This window comes from Bacillus sp. Cr_A10, from assembly GCF_029222665.1.
Lineage (GTDB): Bacteria > Bacillota > Bacilli > Bacillales_A > Planococcaceae > Psychrobacillus.
This window is the reverse complement of record NZ_JARHXR010000006.1, coordinates 67158-82812: the sequence shown is the minus strand read 5'-3', so window position 1 is coordinate 82812 and position 15655 is coordinate 67158. Positions and strand designations below refer to the sequence as shown.

The 15655-nt window shown below is 35.7% G+C and carries 13 protein-coding genes; 6 read left to right on the top strand and 7 right to left on the bottom strand.

What is annotated here, in order from left to right; translation table 11 throughout:
- Nucleotides 1-574: 574 nt before the first annotated feature.
- The 3 genes from P2Q73_RS03540 to hutU all read right to left on the bottom strand — a co-directional run bounded on the left by P2Q73_RS03540 (nucleotide 575) and on the right by hutU (nucleotide 4570).
- Entirely contained in the window at nucleotides 575-1222 is a 648-nt protein-coding gene (locus P2Q73_RS03540) for a LysM peptidoglycan-binding and 3D domain-containing protein (protein ID WP_275784239.1), read from the bottom strand.
- Nucleotides 1223-1615: 393 nt separating this feature from the next.
- Nucleotides 1616-2893: an imidazolonepropionase gene (gene hutI / locus P2Q73_RS03535; protein ID WP_275783965.1), complete on the bottom strand. Its 1278-nt coding sequence runs from the start codon at nucleotides 2891-2893 to the stop codon at nucleotides 1616-1618.
- A gap of 6 nt (nucleotides 2894-2899) precedes the next feature.
- Nucleotides 2900-4570, bottom strand: a complete 1671-nt coding sequence (gene hutU / locus P2Q73_RS03530; protein ID WP_275783963.1) for a urocanate hydratase — start codon at nucleotides 4568-4570, stop codon at nucleotides 2900-2902.
- A gap of 178 nt (nucleotides 4571-4748) precedes the next feature.
- Between hutU and P2Q73_RS03525 the strand changes: the two genes are divergently transcribed.
- The 3 genes from P2Q73_RS03525 (at nucleotide 4749) to P2Q73_RS03515 (ending at nucleotide 7892) form a co-directional block, all read left to right on the top strand.
- Complete coding sequence (locus tag P2Q73_RS03525) at nucleotides 4749-6209, top strand: helix-turn-helix transcriptional regulator (protein ID WP_275783961.1); 1461 nt, start codon at nucleotides 4749-4751, stop codon at nucleotides 6207-6209.
- Between the two features lie 292 nt (nucleotides 6210-6501).
- Entirely contained in the window at nucleotides 6502-7158 is a 657-nt protein-coding gene (locus P2Q73_RS03520) for a recombinase family protein (RefSeq protein WP_275783958.1), read from the top strand.
- Between the two features lie 560 nt (nucleotides 7159-7718).
- Complete coding sequence (locus P2Q73_RS03515; protein WP_275783955.1) at nucleotides 7719-7892, top strand: hypothetical protein; 174 nt, start codon at nucleotides 7719-7721, stop codon at nucleotides 7890-7892.
- Nucleotides 7893-7957: 65 nt separating this feature from the next.
- On the opposite strand, the gene P2Q73_RS03510 is transcribed toward P2Q73_RS03515, so the two are convergent.
- A complete protein-coding gene (locus P2Q73_RS03510) occupies nucleotides 7958-8944 on the bottom strand; it encodes an AbaSI family restriction endonuclease (RefSeq protein ID WP_275783951.1) in 987 nt (328 codons plus the stop codon).
- Nucleotides 8945-9155: 211 nt separating this feature from the next.
- Here P2Q73_RS03510 and P2Q73_RS03505 point away from each other — a divergent pair, with 211 nt between their 5' ends.
- The 3 genes from P2Q73_RS03505 to P2Q73_RS03495 all read left to right on the top strand — a co-directional run bounded on the left by P2Q73_RS03505 (nucleotide 9156) and on the right by P2Q73_RS03495 (nucleotide 10929).
- Nucleotides 9156-9671, top strand: coding sequence for a cysteine hydrolase family protein (locus P2Q73_RS03505; RefSeq protein WP_275783948.1), 516 nt, complete (start codon nucleotides 9156-9158; stop codon nucleotides 9669-9671).
- Nucleotides 9672-9802: 131 nt separating this feature from the next.
- Nucleotides 9803-10228: a GatB/YqeY domain-containing protein gene (locus tag P2Q73_RS03500; RefSeq protein ID WP_275784236.1), complete on the top strand. Its 426-nt coding sequence runs from the start codon at nucleotides 9803-9805 to the stop codon at nucleotides 10226-10228.
- A 374-nt stretch (nucleotides 10229-10602) separates the two neighbouring features.
- Nucleotides 10603-10929, top strand: coding sequence for a nucleoside triphosphate pyrophosphohydrolase (locus tag P2Q73_RS03495; RefSeq protein ID WP_275783946.1), 327 nt, complete (start codon nucleotides 10603-10605; stop codon nucleotides 10927-10929).
- 23 nt (nucleotides 10930-10952) lie between these two features.
- On the opposite strand, the gene P2Q73_RS03490 is transcribed toward P2Q73_RS03495, so the two are convergent.
- The 3 genes from P2Q73_RS03490 to P2Q73_RS03480 all read right to left on the bottom strand — a co-directional run bounded on the left by P2Q73_RS03490 (nucleotide 10953) and on the right by P2Q73_RS03480 (nucleotide 15655).
- Nucleotides 10953-11075 (bottom strand): hypothetical protein, encoded by a 123-nt coding sequence (locus P2Q73_RS03490; protein ID WP_275783944.1) that lies wholly within the window; start codon nucleotides 11073-11075, stop codon nucleotides 10953-10955.
- Nucleotides 11076-11142: 67 nt separating this feature from the next.
- The gene (locus P2Q73_RS03485) at nucleotides 11143-14481 is read right to left on the bottom strand and encodes a DEAD/DEAH box helicase family protein (RefSeq protein WP_275783942.1); all 3339 of its coding nucleotides are present in this window, start codon (nucleotides 14479-14481) and stop codon (nucleotides 11143-11145) included.
- A gap of 7 nt (nucleotides 14482-14488) precedes the next feature.
- Nucleotides 14489-15655 carry a restriction endonuclease subunit S gene (locus tag P2Q73_RS03480; protein WP_275783940.1) on the bottom strand — a complete coding sequence of 389 codons (1167 nt, stop codon included), beginning with the start codon at nucleotides 15653-15655 and terminating at the stop codon, nucleotides 14489-14491.

Here is a 15655-nt window from a genome sequence, read left to right as displayed (position 1 = left end):
TCCCAACCCCTTTTAAGTAATTATAACTATTTACTTAAAAATAATAAATTACTCAAAGGAATTTCGATAATATTTAAAGAAAAACTATTTAACTTCTTAATTTAATTAAATAAAACCTGTATTTTAAAGTAATTTCCTTAACAAATTTAAGTAACAAAAAACCAGGTTAGACACCAATAATGGTTTCTGACCTGGTTTATAGTTCTAAACAATCGTTGTGGTTATGGTATAATACATTAACAATTGCATAGCAGGGTGGGCGGTTGGTCACTTCCTTTAGAAGGAGGTGATGCCATTGACGTTATACGAGACAATCAGTTTGTTAATACAGCTTAGTGCTGTACTTATAGCAGCTTTTTCAATCGTTGTGTCACTGATTATTTTCTTTGTAAAAAAGAAATAACCGTCCCCCACTGGTAAGGCGCGGACGATTATTTCAGCGTTCAACCGGACCAACCGCTCTTTTCTGCGGTTTGCAGTTGTAGGACTGGATATTCGCGTATCCAGTCTTTTTTTATTGTATGTGTATAAGCTCATTATATACAGAATCATTAGATCATTCAACTATGCGCTATCAATCAATAATTTTAAGCTTAATCTCTTTTACTCCCCATTCGATTGCATGGTCGTAGGATGGAATGAAAACGTCAATCCGATTTCCTTTAATTGCCCCACCTGTATCACCAGCAATCGCCTCACCGTAGCCTTCTACCCACACCTTTGTGCCAAGTGGAATAACACTTGGATCTACAGCAATTACTTTCTCTTCCGGGTTGGCACGTAGATCGATCCCATAAGCGGTTGTACCTGAACAGCCGTAACAGTATGCTGTATAAGCCGTTGCTGTGACAATCATTTCACCCTCTGCTAAAGCAGGTTCTGTAAAATTCGCTAGTTGATCATTACTTACAAGGAGCTCTTCCTTCGGGTGAATTGTATGATCCGTGAGATTATTCCATTCCTTCAGAGAATCTAACGGCACATTATGTTCGATAGCAATCTCGTAAAGACTGTCTCCTTCTTCCACTATGTATACCTTTGGCTCAAGTAATTCTTCTGAAGCTCCTTGCCTATCATAAGCATCTTCAAAATGCTCCTTCATTATGTCGAAACGTTCTATACTAGATTTAGTCTCATTCGTTAAAGTACCCATAGGTTCTGCTGCATACGTTACCGAAATAAACGAAAAAATAAATACTACTGTAAATAATATGACTTTCATTTTCAAAGTGAATCCCTCCATGACAAGTTATCAGTAATCACCATTTATGTATTGCCCCAAAAATACATAAAGCAAACATTTTTTCTGATAATTTATCTTGGAGTAAAGAAATGTTGATTGATATTATGCTTTGAATTTGTAAAAATAGCATCAATTTTTTGCCTTCATTTTTCTATTGGGATTCACTCTATGTAATTCAAAAAACACCTGTAAGCTGAGTTTTTCTCTCGCTTACAGATGTTTTTTTTGGTCTGCATTTTATTTACTTTCTTCTAAAATGGACGGTCACACTTTTGTTTATCCGGTCAGAAAATTTACTATCCGGTCACATTTCTATTTATACGGACAGAAATTAACTTATACGGTCACAATTAATTCTATCCGGAACTATTTCTATTTACGTTCAATAATTACCCCATTATCCACTACAACTTCGCCATTCTTTATCACTGTTTGGGTGTGATTCATGCCGTAGAAATATTGCAGTTGCTGATAGTTCGCTACATTCAAAATAAGCACATCTGCCTTCTTTCCAGCCTCAAGTGAACCAATTTCCTGGCCACGATTAATCGCGTACGCTGCATTAATCGTTGTGGCAGTCAGCACTTCCTCCATCGTCATCCCCATGTTCATACAAGCCAAATTCATAATGAATGGTAAAGAAATCGTTGGTGATGAACCTGGATTAAAGTCTGTAGAAATCGCGACGGGCACCCCTTCGTCCACCATCAAACGTCCTCTTGCAGATGCGGCTTTTAAGAAGAATGCTGTTCCAGGTAATAAAACCGCAACCGTTCCAGCCTTCGCCATATCACGTATCCCTTGATCAGATGCGACTAATAAATGCTCTGCAGAAATAGCCCCCACCTCTGCGGCTAACTCTGCTCCTTCATACGGTTCAATTTCATCTGCATGAATTTTAGGGATTAAGCCATGCTCTTTACCAGCCAATAAAATTTTGCGTGATTGTTCTGGATTGAAAACACCCTTTTCACAAAAGACATCATTGAATTCTGCAAGCTTTCCTTCTACCACTTTTGGGATCATTTCATGAACAATTAAATCCACATATGCATCCGGATTTTCTTTATATTCGGATGGAATGGCATGAGCTCCCATAAAAGTGCTGACCACATCGATAACATGATTTTCTTGCAATTTCTTCGCAACTTGCAGCTGTTTTTCTTCGGTCTCCCAATCTAAACCGTAGCCACTTTTCGCTTCTACTGTTGTTATACCGTGTCTCAGGAAATCGTTGAGATGCTCATATGTCTTTTCATATAAATGCTCAAATGATGATTCACGCGTTTTTTTCGTCGTTGCATGAATGCCACCTCCCGCATTCATAATCTCCATATAGGTTGCACCATTTAAGCGCATTTGGAATTCATTTTCACGAGTACCACCAAATACTAAATGTGTGTGCGCATCAACTAAGCCTGGCATAACCACTTTTCCGGTAGCATCAATAACTTCTGCTTGTGCTATCAAATCTTCATATTGTTCTTGAAGAGTTTCTTTCGAGCCTACTGCAACAATTCGATCGCCTTCTATTAATACACTACCGTTTTCGATAATATGGAGCTCGCTCATTTCTTTTCCTGTTCTTGCAGTTTGACTAGTAGATTTTAGTGTAATTACTTGATTTGCATTTGTTATAAGTAAAGTCATGTATCATCATCCTTTTGTTTTTAACATTGGCATCTGAACATTCTTTTCCTGTGCCGTTTTAATCGCGATATCATAGCCTGCATCTGCATGACGCACAATGCCCATACCAGGATCTGATATTAATACGCGATTAATTTTATCTGCCGCCATTTCTGTACCATCTGCAACGAGTACTTGACCAGCATGTTGGGAGTAGCCCATACCTACACCGCCACCATGATGGACGCTTACCCAGCTTGCACCACCTGCTGTATTCACTAATGCATTCAAAATCGGCCAATCAGAAACTGCATCCGAACCATCCTTCATCCCTTCCGTTTCACGGTTAGGAGATGCAACAGAGCCAGAGTCTAAATGATCACGCCCAAAAACTATTGGCGCTTTTAGTTCACCTGAAGCGACCATTTCATTTACTTTTAAAGCAAAACGGTGACGATCACCATATCCAAGCCAACAAATACGTGCAGGAAGCCCTTGCCACTTCACCATTTTTTGCGCCATATTAATCCAGTTCACTAGCCCTTCATCATCTGCAAACATTTCTTTTGCCAGTGCATCTGTTTTATAAATATCCTCTGGATCACCTGATAGTGCAGCCCAACGGAATGGTCCTTTTCCTTCACAGAATAATGGACGTATATAAGCAGGTACAAATCCAGGGAAATCAAAAGCATTTTTAACGCCCATTTCTTGCGCATACTTACGGATGTTGTTTCCATAGTCAAATACCTCTGCACCTGATGTTTGGAAATCAAGCATTGCCTGCACATGGTCTGCCATTGCTTGTTTAGACTTTTGCTCATATAATTTCGGATCGTCTTTGCGTAATTGCAGTGCTTCTGCAAGTGACATATGATTTGGTATATATCCGTTTAATGGATCATGTGCACTTGTTTGATCCGTTACGAAATCTGGTACAATGCCTCTTTCATAAATTTCTCGATACACATCTGCACAGTTTCCAACAAGTCCAATAGATGCGGGTTCTTTTTTATCCTGGAGCGCTTTTGCCAACTCTAATGCTTCGTCTAGATCTTCTACTAAATAGTCGCAATAGCCTTCTTTTATTTTTCGTTCAATGCGTTTTTTATCTACTTCTACTACTAGAATAACTGCCCCCGCCATTTTGCCTGCTAATGGTTGAGCACCACTCATGCCTCCCATACCGCCAGTCAAAATCAACTTCCCACGTAAATCTGCGTTGCCAAACACTTTCTTACCAGCTTCTACAAAGCTCAAATAAGTACCTTGCAATATACCTTGAGCACCAATGTAAATCCAGCTACCAGCGGTCATCTGTCCATACATCATTAAATCCTTATCTTCTAATTCATAAAAATGCTCCCAGTTTGCCCATGCAGGCACTAAATTTGAGTTTGCTATTAACACTCTAGGAGAATGCTCATACGTGCGGAATACTGCGACAGGCTTACCTGATTGCACTATTAATGTTTCATCATTTTCCAACGTTTTCAATGACTCAATAATTTGTGCGTAGCTCTCCCAGTTACGAGCTGCCTTCCCAATCCCCCCATAAACAACAAGCTCATCAGGATTTTCTGCTACCTCAGGATCTAAGTTGTTCATAAGCATTCGCATTGCTGCCTCTTGCGTCCACCCCTTACACGATAACTGACTTCCAGTTGGTGCTTTAATATTCTGTAATACGTTTTCCACATCCATCACTCCCTTTTTATAATTGTAAAATTCTAAAAATAATAAGTATATGGATTAAAGATATAAAAAAGAGGAATTTCTTTATATTACATGGAATTATATTAATTGAAATGAGTAATTATATTAAATTTATTATCCATTGTTAATAAATCGAAATAAAAGACAGGTGTTGAACAATATGAAGCTATTAATAATCGATCGTGACCAAACCGAACGAATGGGAATTCATTGGTATATCAAAAGATATCAATTAGACATTTTATCTGTTTTCGAGGCAGGAACTATTGCTGAGGCTATAAAGTGGATAGAAAAAGAGAATCCAGAGATTATTTTACTGGAGATTGAGTTACTAGCTCAGGATGAGGCAAATGAATTGAAGAAGGTTCTAACACTTCATTCTCATCATCTCATCACCATGACAGCAGAGCCGCTATTTAAAAATGCACTAGAGGCACTTTCTTTACGTGCACTTACACTACTTGTTAAACCACTTGATTTAGATTTGTTAAAGCAATACCTAACATATGCAACGAGGCAGGTTTTAAACGAAAGTGGAAAAATGCTTCCACTTGGTGAGCAGAATTCGGTGTACCGAGCGTTATTCTTAGAGGAAACCTCTATACAATTAGAGGAATTTAATTTCTGCCTAATGATTGAAACAGAGTTTTTGGAGCAAAATGAGTTACTTTTTCATTGGTTGCAATCACAAAAGCACTTTAAATTCTATGCTTTATCAAAGAGAGTAGTAGGGTTTTCCAATGATGAGTCGATGGAGGAGCTATTAAAAAAAGCAAAATCAATCATTCGAGAATGGGCAAATACGTACAACGCAAATTTAAATATTGCCATCTATGATTTGCCAAATCAATCCGTTAAAACGATGTATAACGCATTGAGAGAATCTTTAAATTTACGATTCCAAAACGGTTTCTCTCAGATTTTTTTAGTAAGTCAACATCTAACCTATACAAATTTTGATCCCTTTTTAACGATTGAACAGCAGCGCCTTTGGATCAATAGCCTCGAGCAAAATGATGTGCAAATGATTAAACAATTTTTATATAACATTTCCACGATAGATGCGTATTATCAGCCAGATACTATTCGTATCCATTTAACAAGCATACTCGCTCAAGTAAGACGTTTCATGCTCAAATACCAGATGGAAAAGAAGATAGATTTGGAGCAAAAATATAATCGTCTATTTGATATTATTTTAAATCACCCGGTACTCTACACGATCATCCAAGAATTCGTCCTCTTCTGCCAAGATGTGATGAACCAAGCAATTCTGCAAAAAGAAAAAGGCCAGTTTGACTACGTGAATGCTGCTCTAGACTATATTGATGTTTACTATACAGATAACAAGTTAAATCTAAAAACAATGGCAGAATTCTTAGGCATTAGCGCCAGCTATTTAAGTATGCTTTTTTCAAAAACAAAAGGCATTACCTTTAAACAGTATGTCAATAAAAAACGGCTTTCCCATGCAAGTCAGCTTTTATTGGAAACGAACCTATCCGTCAGTGAAATCGCATCTACCACTGGTTTTAATGACGCGAATTATTTCTCCAAAGTATTTAAGTTGAAATATGATTGTAGCCCCTTATCCTATCGTCAGCAGATAAAACTAAGGTGACCCATTAGATCGGTGCAAACCGACTTTGTAGGTCACCTTAATATCATCGCTCACCTATAAAAATAATAAAAAAAGCTACTATAATCAGAAGAGAACCTAACCATTCATAGTAGTATACTTTCTGATCTCGATTTAACAACCACTCTTCAAACCCCGTTTTATCTTGATAAAACCTTTTTAATGATGAACACAGTTTTATATGTAAAATTTTACACACTTAAAATTCTTTGACATTTGTTATAATGTTTTATTGGTTAAATAAACGAAGAACTTTAAAGGCGGTATTTTAAACATGACAAGCGAAATTACAACAGGGACAACTTATGGATATGCGAGAGTAAGCATAGTTCAACAAGATTTAGGATTGCAGGTGGAGGCACTAACTAAAGCAGGTGTAGATCCTAAAAATATCTATTCGGAAAAAATGAGTGGGAAAGACGCTAAAAATCGCACGGAATGGAATAGACTAAAGGACCGTCTTGTAACTGGTGATTTAGTAGTTGTTCATAAATTAGACCGTCTAGGTCGTTCTATGGTTGATGTTATGTCAATCGTTGAATACTTCAAAGAAAAAGGAATTTACTTAGTAGTTCTTGATGCGGGTATTGATACTAGAAATACTGGTGAGGACAATTTAGGTGGTCAAATGACTAAAGCACTTATGACTATGCTTTCTTTAATGGCAGAAATGGAACGTACTTTTATAATTGAAAGGACTAAACCTGCAATTGAAGAGGCGAAGAAAAATGGTGTAAAATTTGGTCGTCCTAGCGTTAATAAAAAGATTTATGAAAAAGCCGTAAAGGAATTTATAAAGGCAGACGGAAAAATCACTGTTGCTCAACTTATAGAAGAATACGGAAAAGATGCGAATGGTAAAGACATTCTAACTCAAGCAACTTTCTTTAGACGATTAAAGGAGTATAAAGAGAGAGAAGGTTTAATTTAAAGACCAGCCACTATTCTGCGGTTTTGTTTATAGACTGGATATTCGTATATCCAGTCCTCTTTTTTATGTATGTTTCTACCCTCATTATATATAAAGTCCACACTACCTAGTTCACTAAAATACTTAGAATCGCCGGTAATATTAAAAGAAAAACTACACTAAATAAAAGTATTTGAGACACTGTTTTCGGCAACTTTTTTCTACCTGCTCCTTTATACCATCCGCTAAATTGCAATTTATTTCTATAAAGCACGAAAATCAAAAGAAAAATAGCCAAAAAGACCAACCAACCATATTTTTCAGTATCAATGCCCATTTCAACATAAATAGATTCAAAAAAATAACCTAGAATGCCACCGATGATAAAAAATATGAAAATAATTCGTACTAGCTCTAATAATGTCCTAATACCATTCCTCTCCTCCCCCTCTATTATGTAAACTTTACCACTTTTTACACTTGAGTACCAAATTGAAAAAGTTTTTTCCTAATCTATACATTATATCTACTTTAATGAGCAAAATAAGGTATAGGTCGAATCAAATTGGAGGGAAAGTAGCTTGAAACATGATGTAAACCCGAAAAATGAAAAACAGTTCAATGATCAAGGTGCAATGAATAATAATTTAGATGCTGCAACGATACAAATGAATCCTGATATCGCCAAACAACATATTAAACCTAAAGTAGAAAGACCAACGACAGATAAAACCGATAATACAAAAATGCTTTAATTCAAAAAGGCAACAACCACCCAAAGTGGTGTTGCCTTTACTATTATTATTCCTATTGTATATTTTTAGACTATAGGAACTTCTGGATATTCCATTTTGAACTCTAACAAAACCTTTTCATCATAAAATCTTGCAATTTCTCTCTCTTTTAGAAAAGCTCTTGCAATTACAGGGGGAGCAACCTCAGTTACAGGATAATACGTTGGCATAATTTTTGATATACGTTTGTATGAAACTTTACATAATCTCCGTGTTTCTTCCACATCTTGTTGATACCAGCCTTTAAACACGTATTCATAGCCACCCAAATCACTTTTTACATGGGCAAACAAAGCTAGTTCGTGGCGTAACTCATGAATACGTCTTTCTACATAAGCCTGATTTGTTTCAGGATCTACATGAAACTCTGTAAATCGCTCTTCATCCGCATCTAACTGATTGTTCCAAGAACCATTCGGATAAAATTTCAAAGCCTTAATATCGATTTCTGGTTGGAATTTATGTCCCGTGCCGCTACCTTGAAAGCCTTTATAACCAGCTCCAAAACAATTACAGCAATCGCTTACTGTTTTGAATACCGGGTGATTATCCGCATTTATGTAACCCTTTTTTATGTATTCTGTTGGATTATATTCTGAGAGAAGATTCCATGCAATAAATTTTTCCTTCACAATTCGATTATTAATCTCAGAGACAATTAAATCTACTTGCTTATTAACTTCTTCTATATTATCCGACACTGTAACCCTGTAAACAGTGCAATCTAAGGCCTGGACAATATCATTTTGTCTTATCTGATCACGTATCAGCATATCCTCCGTAAAATGATAAGGCTCATCAATCTCTACTATCAAATCAAATTGCGGAAAATATATGTCCGCCAATGCATATTGCTTTGTTTTTAAATCTCTAACAATATATTGCTGTGTAATCATCTTCACATCAATATTATTTAGCTGATGCCAGATCCTAGAAACAACATAGTTCTCATCATTCTTTTTATTTGTTTTCGCAAATTGTTTTTTAATGAACGCATACTTATCCAATATCAAAATAAAACCCAACCTTCCAAAATATTTGCAAAGAAAGTAAGCAAATGAATTAAAAATTTCTCAATTTCTAATTAATTCTAACACCTGGAGTTCACTTTAAATGTTGGGTATAATTTCCTTCAAAATGAATAACTACGGTTCCTCTCATTTTTGTATTCTTTATACTAGCAATCTATAATTAATAATAAAAAGATGCCTGGAGGAAAACGATTTGAAAAAAACAGCGCTTTTAATCATTGATGTTCAAAATGAAATGTTTTTAGAAGAAAATCCGGTATATAATTCGACCAAACTCATTATCAAGCTTAAGCACCTTTTAGAAAATGCACGATCCAATCATATTCCCGTCTTTTATATCCAGCATAATGATTCCTATCTAGCAGAAGGATCCAACGAGTGGGAAATACACCCAGAAATTAAACCAGATATTACAGATATCATCATTCAAAAGACAACACCAGATTCCTTTTATAAAACGAACTTACAAGAAGAACTTCAAAAACAACAGATTGAACATTTAGTCCTTGCTGGAATTCAATCGGAAATTTGCGTAGACACCTCTTGCCGAAATGCCTATAGTTTAGGCTATGACATCACGCTAGTCACAGATGCGCACAGTACCTGGGACTCAGAACAATTGACTGCAAAACAAATCATCCACCACCACAACCAAGTATTACGTTGGTTTGCTGATACGAAGGAAACAAAAGACGTAGCTTTTTCTTAATTCTAAAAGCTCTTTTCTTTGTGAAGATGCCATTGGCAAGCTATGTAACGATTTATTGGTATAATATAAAGGAATGATTGAGAATGCAGAAAAGATAAATCGAATAAATGAAAGAGAGTGGAATGAAAATTATGTTAAAAACTACAGTATTCGAAGAACTAAAACGTGCGATGAAAGAAAAAGACGTGCTCTCAAAAGGAGTAATGACGCTTTTAAAATCAGCACTAGATACAGCTGAGAAGGAAAAAGGTTCAAGCCTAACTCCAGAAGAAGAAATCGCTATTGTAAATCGTGAAATTAAACAGACAAATCAAGCATTAGAAGGCGCGCAGAATGCGAAACGTGACGACCTAATAGAAAAAGAAGAAGCGAAATTAGTTCTATTAAAAAAATTCTTACCGAAACAATTAAGTGAAGAAGAGATTGTAGCGCTCCTAACAGAAGCAGGTGTTACAAAAGGGATGAACATGGGTGACGCAATAAAAATTGCAAAACCGTTACTTGCTGGTAAAGCAGACGGTTCAATCATGTCTAAAGTAGTAAAAAGTATGATCTAATTACACAAGCTGCCTTTCAGTTTCTGGGTCGCTTTGGACTGCTTGTCTGCTATACCTTTACAGATTAAATGAAAAAGAGGACGAAGTGACCTTGTCACTTCGCCCTCTTTTTCTTTCCAGTAATCTTATGGCTGACGTTTGTCCGCCGCTCCCCTGAAACCTGAGATCTTATGCTAATGGTTTTGGGAATGAATGAGAAGATAACTTCTTTATATTGAATGTAAGCTGCCGAAGATGCAATTTCGGCAGCTCTTTTACTTCTTCAAGAATGCAACCCTTAAAATCTCTCTGATATTCTATTCTGCTACGAAGAGATAGTATTTTGAAAAAAAGATATGATAGATTCAAATAGAAAAAGTTCAGGAGGCAAATTAATGCCAGTATACAACAAACTAGTCCGAGATTTAATCCCACAAGTCATTGAAAAATCCGGAAGCAAGTTCACCACTCGCATCCTAGATCCATCTGAACACCTAACAGAGATCAAAAATAAATTATCTGAAGAAGTAAAAGAATTCCAAGAAACAATGAATCGACAAGATGCACTAGAAGAACTAGCGGATATCTTGGAACTAATCCATGCAGCCCTCCCTATTCATGATGCAACATTTGAAGAACTAGAAAAAATCCGACTAGCCAAGAAACAAAAACGCGGCGGATTTAAGGAGGGGGTTTATTTAATAGAGGTTCAGGATGAATAAGTTACGACTTATTACTTCCAACCTTATTCAAAACTTAACAAAGCTTTACTTGTTGCTTCTTTTACTAACTCAGCCCCTTGCTCCGCACCAACACTTAAGACCGATTCTGTCAAGGTGGTTTTCAATGTCCCTTTATCTATTTTCAATTAAGCCCCTCCTTTAAAGATGAGAAGGCACTTATATATAGAATTACTACACATAAATGCCTCTTCTTTAAGAAATAATCTCCGAATTCCTATTAATCTCATCAATCACAGTTAAAATTTGCTTTGCATCTATCATGTTATCTTTAAAAACCTCAATAATACTGCCAACTGTACGAAAAGGTTCTTGTTGTAAAACATGTTTTTCAAGCATACCGTTTTTTACAATATAATCGATAATCAGCTCAACAAATCGAGCTTGCTGGATATTTAGACGTTCTTCAGATAAAAATGCTGAGAAGGCTTCATTTGCTGCTTGACGATCTAAGCCAACAATTTTACGTACGAGCTTTGTAATTGATGTATCCCCAAAATCCTTTTCATACTGTTCTTTTGAACCCAATTCTTGCCACAATATTTGCTCCAGCATTTTTACATCTTGCTTTGTTAGTGGCTTGTTATTGCGAAGTTTATAAATGGTCAATTGATCTTGATGTTGTTTTAAGTAATGCTCTACTTTTTTGCGATAACTTTGTAAATCATTTACGTTTAGCATAGAGCCATTTTCAACGACATCAAGCACTTCGTCTTGGAAATTAGTAAAGTAAATTTTTTGTGTTTCACGTTCAATAAACTTAACTAGATCCCGAAGTGCCTCACGTACCTTTTCAAGATTGACAATAGTCGCGTGTTCCCAATATTCTTCTGTCCGTATTTCTTGAATGATATCTTTCTTTGCAACAACTTGTGGAATTGTGCCCAACTTGGATAGGGCCTCGGCTGTTTGCATTACACGCATTACGGGCTTTGTCGCATTCTTTGACTGTAACTTCGCAAGTTCAATTGTATACATCAATAAATCAAATCGTTTTGCTAATTCATCGTCTGTAAATGGCGTTATAAGTGGTGATACATGTTCTTTTACTTCATTTGTTTGAATAACGGAAAGTGATTGCCAATTCATTTTATTTTGATATTTATGCACATATTGAATATGTTGACGAACTCGGAAGTTTTCGTCATTTAACGCGTGAACATCTTTTAGCACATCTCCAATGACTTCTTCACGATATTCTACATATGGTTCCACTTGATATTGAATATCCTGTAACTCTCGTACCATATCTACTTTTGAATTAAATAATTTCTCTGTCAAACTCTTAGAAATCTTTACTTCCATGCCTTTTTCATTTGCTCGGAAGTACTCGAAATTCGCACAATAATCGAAAATTAAGAAATGTGTTTTATCCAATCCTAGTCCAAACAAATCCGGGCATAAACGAGTGCCACGCCCTATCATTTGCCAAAATTTCGTTTTCGAGCGTACTTTTTTGAAAAATGCTAAATTTACAACCTCTGGCACGTCAATCCCTGTATCTAACATATCAACCGAGATTGCAATTTGCGGCATTTTCTTTGTATTGGAGAAGTCGTCAATTAATGACTGGTAATAGTTCACACTATAATCAATCACCTCAGCGTAACTTCCTCCTAATTCTGGAAATAACTTATCAAAACGCTCTTTAATAGCTAAAGCATGTAGATGGTTTTTAGCAAATAAAATCGTTTTACCTAATCTATCCCCACCCTCTACACGAACACCCTTCTCCATTAAATCTCTAAGCACCTGGTCAATTGTATTAGCATTAAACAGCCATTTATTCAATGCATTACTATCAATGTCTTTTACATTTGGCTCATCTTCAAACGTGTCATCAAATTCAACTTTTTCCTCGTCAGATAAGTCATCATAATGAATACCCTCTTCAAGGAATTTCATTTTCGTTTCAATCGTACGGTAATCCACTAAATAACCATCTTCAACAGCTTTACTTAACTCATAGGCATAAGTCGGCACACCATTTTCAAGATCAAAAATCGTATATGTGTTTTTATCAATTTCATCTTTTGGCGTTGCCGTTAAACCAATTAAAATGCCGTCAAAGTAATCAAAAATACTACTATACTTTTGATAAATACTGCGATGCGACTCATCAATGATAATTAAATCAAAATGACCGACTGTAAATAATTTACGACCATCTTTTCGCTTCGTCTCATCAATGGCATTCATCATCGTAGGATACGTTGAAAATACCATACGACTTTCTTCTGGGTTTGCTTTATTTTCAAGTAAGTTACAAATCGATAAATTCGGCATGAGTGTATTAAAGTTCCGATATGCTTGTTTTAAAAGAGACGTACGATCTGCTAAAAATAAAATGTTTTTTGCCCAGTTATGTTTTGTTAGGACATCTACTATTGAAATCGCTGTGCGTGTTTTCCCACTTCCTGTTGCCATCACAAGCAATGTCTTACGCTGATTGCGACTTAAAGCATCACAAATTGCTAGAATCGATTCTTTTTGATAATAACGATTGGTAATGGCATCATTAATCTCTACATCCACTAGTGGCTTTTTCAACTGACGTCGATCTACTAATAATTGAAGCTCTTCTTTATCATAAAAGCCCGACGTTTTACGTGAAGGGTAATGATCATGCCAAATGTACGTTTCATAACCATTTGTATAAAAGATAACGGGACGTTGCCCTGTCATTTGCTCTAAGCAATCCGCATATAATTTCGCTTGCTGACGCCCGATTTTCGGATCTTTTGACGTACGTTTTGCTTCGACAACTGCTAGTGGTTTACCATTTTCACCATATAAAACATAATCCACAAAACCTTCTTCAGCGTTGTTCGGCATACCTTCTACCCGTATTTCACGAAATACATCTTTATTAAATTCCCAACCAGCTAGCTTTAAATCTAAATCAATATATTTTTGGCGTGTATCAAATTCCGAGAACTCGTCCACTTTAAAATCATAGCTTTTCGAATGCTCTTCACGCTTGAGAGTCAGCTCCATGCGTAATTTTTCATTTTCTTTCCGCATTTCTTCTAAACTGCGGTCCTTTGAGCTCATTTGTTCATACAAATCTTGTAGCTCTTCAGGTCGCTCACGTATTTGTTCATTCGTGTGGAGAATAGCCTCATCAAAGTCCGGAGCTGTGTATTCATCTGCATAACAATAATCAATCCATGAAATAAATTGATGTAAGTGATGCAAAGATAAAACAGCTTCATCACGTGAAATCGCTGCATTTGTATGTACGGCTGTATTGCCCAATTTCACAACATACTTCATCATCGGTAACAATTCTTCATCAATAATACCAAGAAAATGACGATCATGTATTAAACTCGACAAATTATCTTGATAGGGAACTTTCACATCATTATCAAACTGATACACCCATTTCACCGCAAGCTCAAGAGCACGACGTGTCAAAATTGCACATGTAGCAGGACTTACAAGCATAGCATTTTCAGCTTCTAAACAAGCTGTCGAGAAACTCTTAAATTGTTCTTTTGACTGTAAAAAGCTAAAGTTCTTCACATCCATCCCCCCTTTATACATGTTTACATTGCGTCTGTTCCTGAAAAATCTCCCCTTTGAAGGCTCTTTGAAGCAATGAATCAAAGAGATTATTTAATTCATTTAAACTTTTTTCCATAGAATACTTTTTGGCATCAATCTTCTTCTTAAAATTAACAAATTCTTTTTGTCTGTCTAAAAGAGGGACTATGATAGCAAGATTCTTTAACCCTTTTGTATTAATATTATATTGTCCGGCTGAAGTACTCGCCATTTTTAATACTTCTCGTCTACCATAATCAGTGTTTAAATAGTAAACAATAAAATCTGGATGAACTACATTTATATCTATTTTTGCTCTTATTAAATATGAAGCATAAACATATCCTTGTTGTTTTTCTGTAACCTTTGCACATCGACCTACATAATTAGGGTTACCATTAGAACGAACAAATAAAAGGTCATTAGTTTGCAATTTTAAAGATTCATAAGTTTTTTCTTCAAAATGACATCTTTTTAAATCATTTTCATCAATGATACCATCTGAAATATTTGGTATCCTTAAAACTGGGACTCCTTCATTTCCAGATTTCTCCGAAGTACCATACTTCAAATCTAAAATAGCAGATTCAAAAGGCATTTTTTCACCTCTTAAATCCGAGAAAAACATCTTTAAAAACACACTTTGTGTCAATTCGTCTAATGCTGTGATTTGGGATTGGCGTTTAGCAATTAATCCCTCACTCAATTTCAATGTTTGAACTATTTTTCTTTGAACCTCTATTTTAGGTAGGGTAATTACAGTTTCTTTTATATCTTTTACTGATAGATGTTTAACAGTCACAAATGCAGTGCGATCTTCAATTTTTTTCAAAATGGTTGGCAATAAGTAAAGTAAATATTCGGTTTCTAAATCCTCATGGGAACTAGATATTTTACATACTCGTTGATTTAAAAGACCTCTTTCTGCCTCCCACTGCTTTATTTTAAATTCACCATCCATTGTAATTAATAAGTCACCTGAATTAATCACATATTGCTCTTGATATTCTCCACTATAATAAGTTTTTAATGTCCCAGAAGATACGTCTCTTATTCTTATTATAGGCATTCCTATTTTTTCATCATTAAATAAATTGGATTTAAATGCATATCCTGATAAAATCTCTACATATTCACCAAGTTTTATTTTAGAGATCAT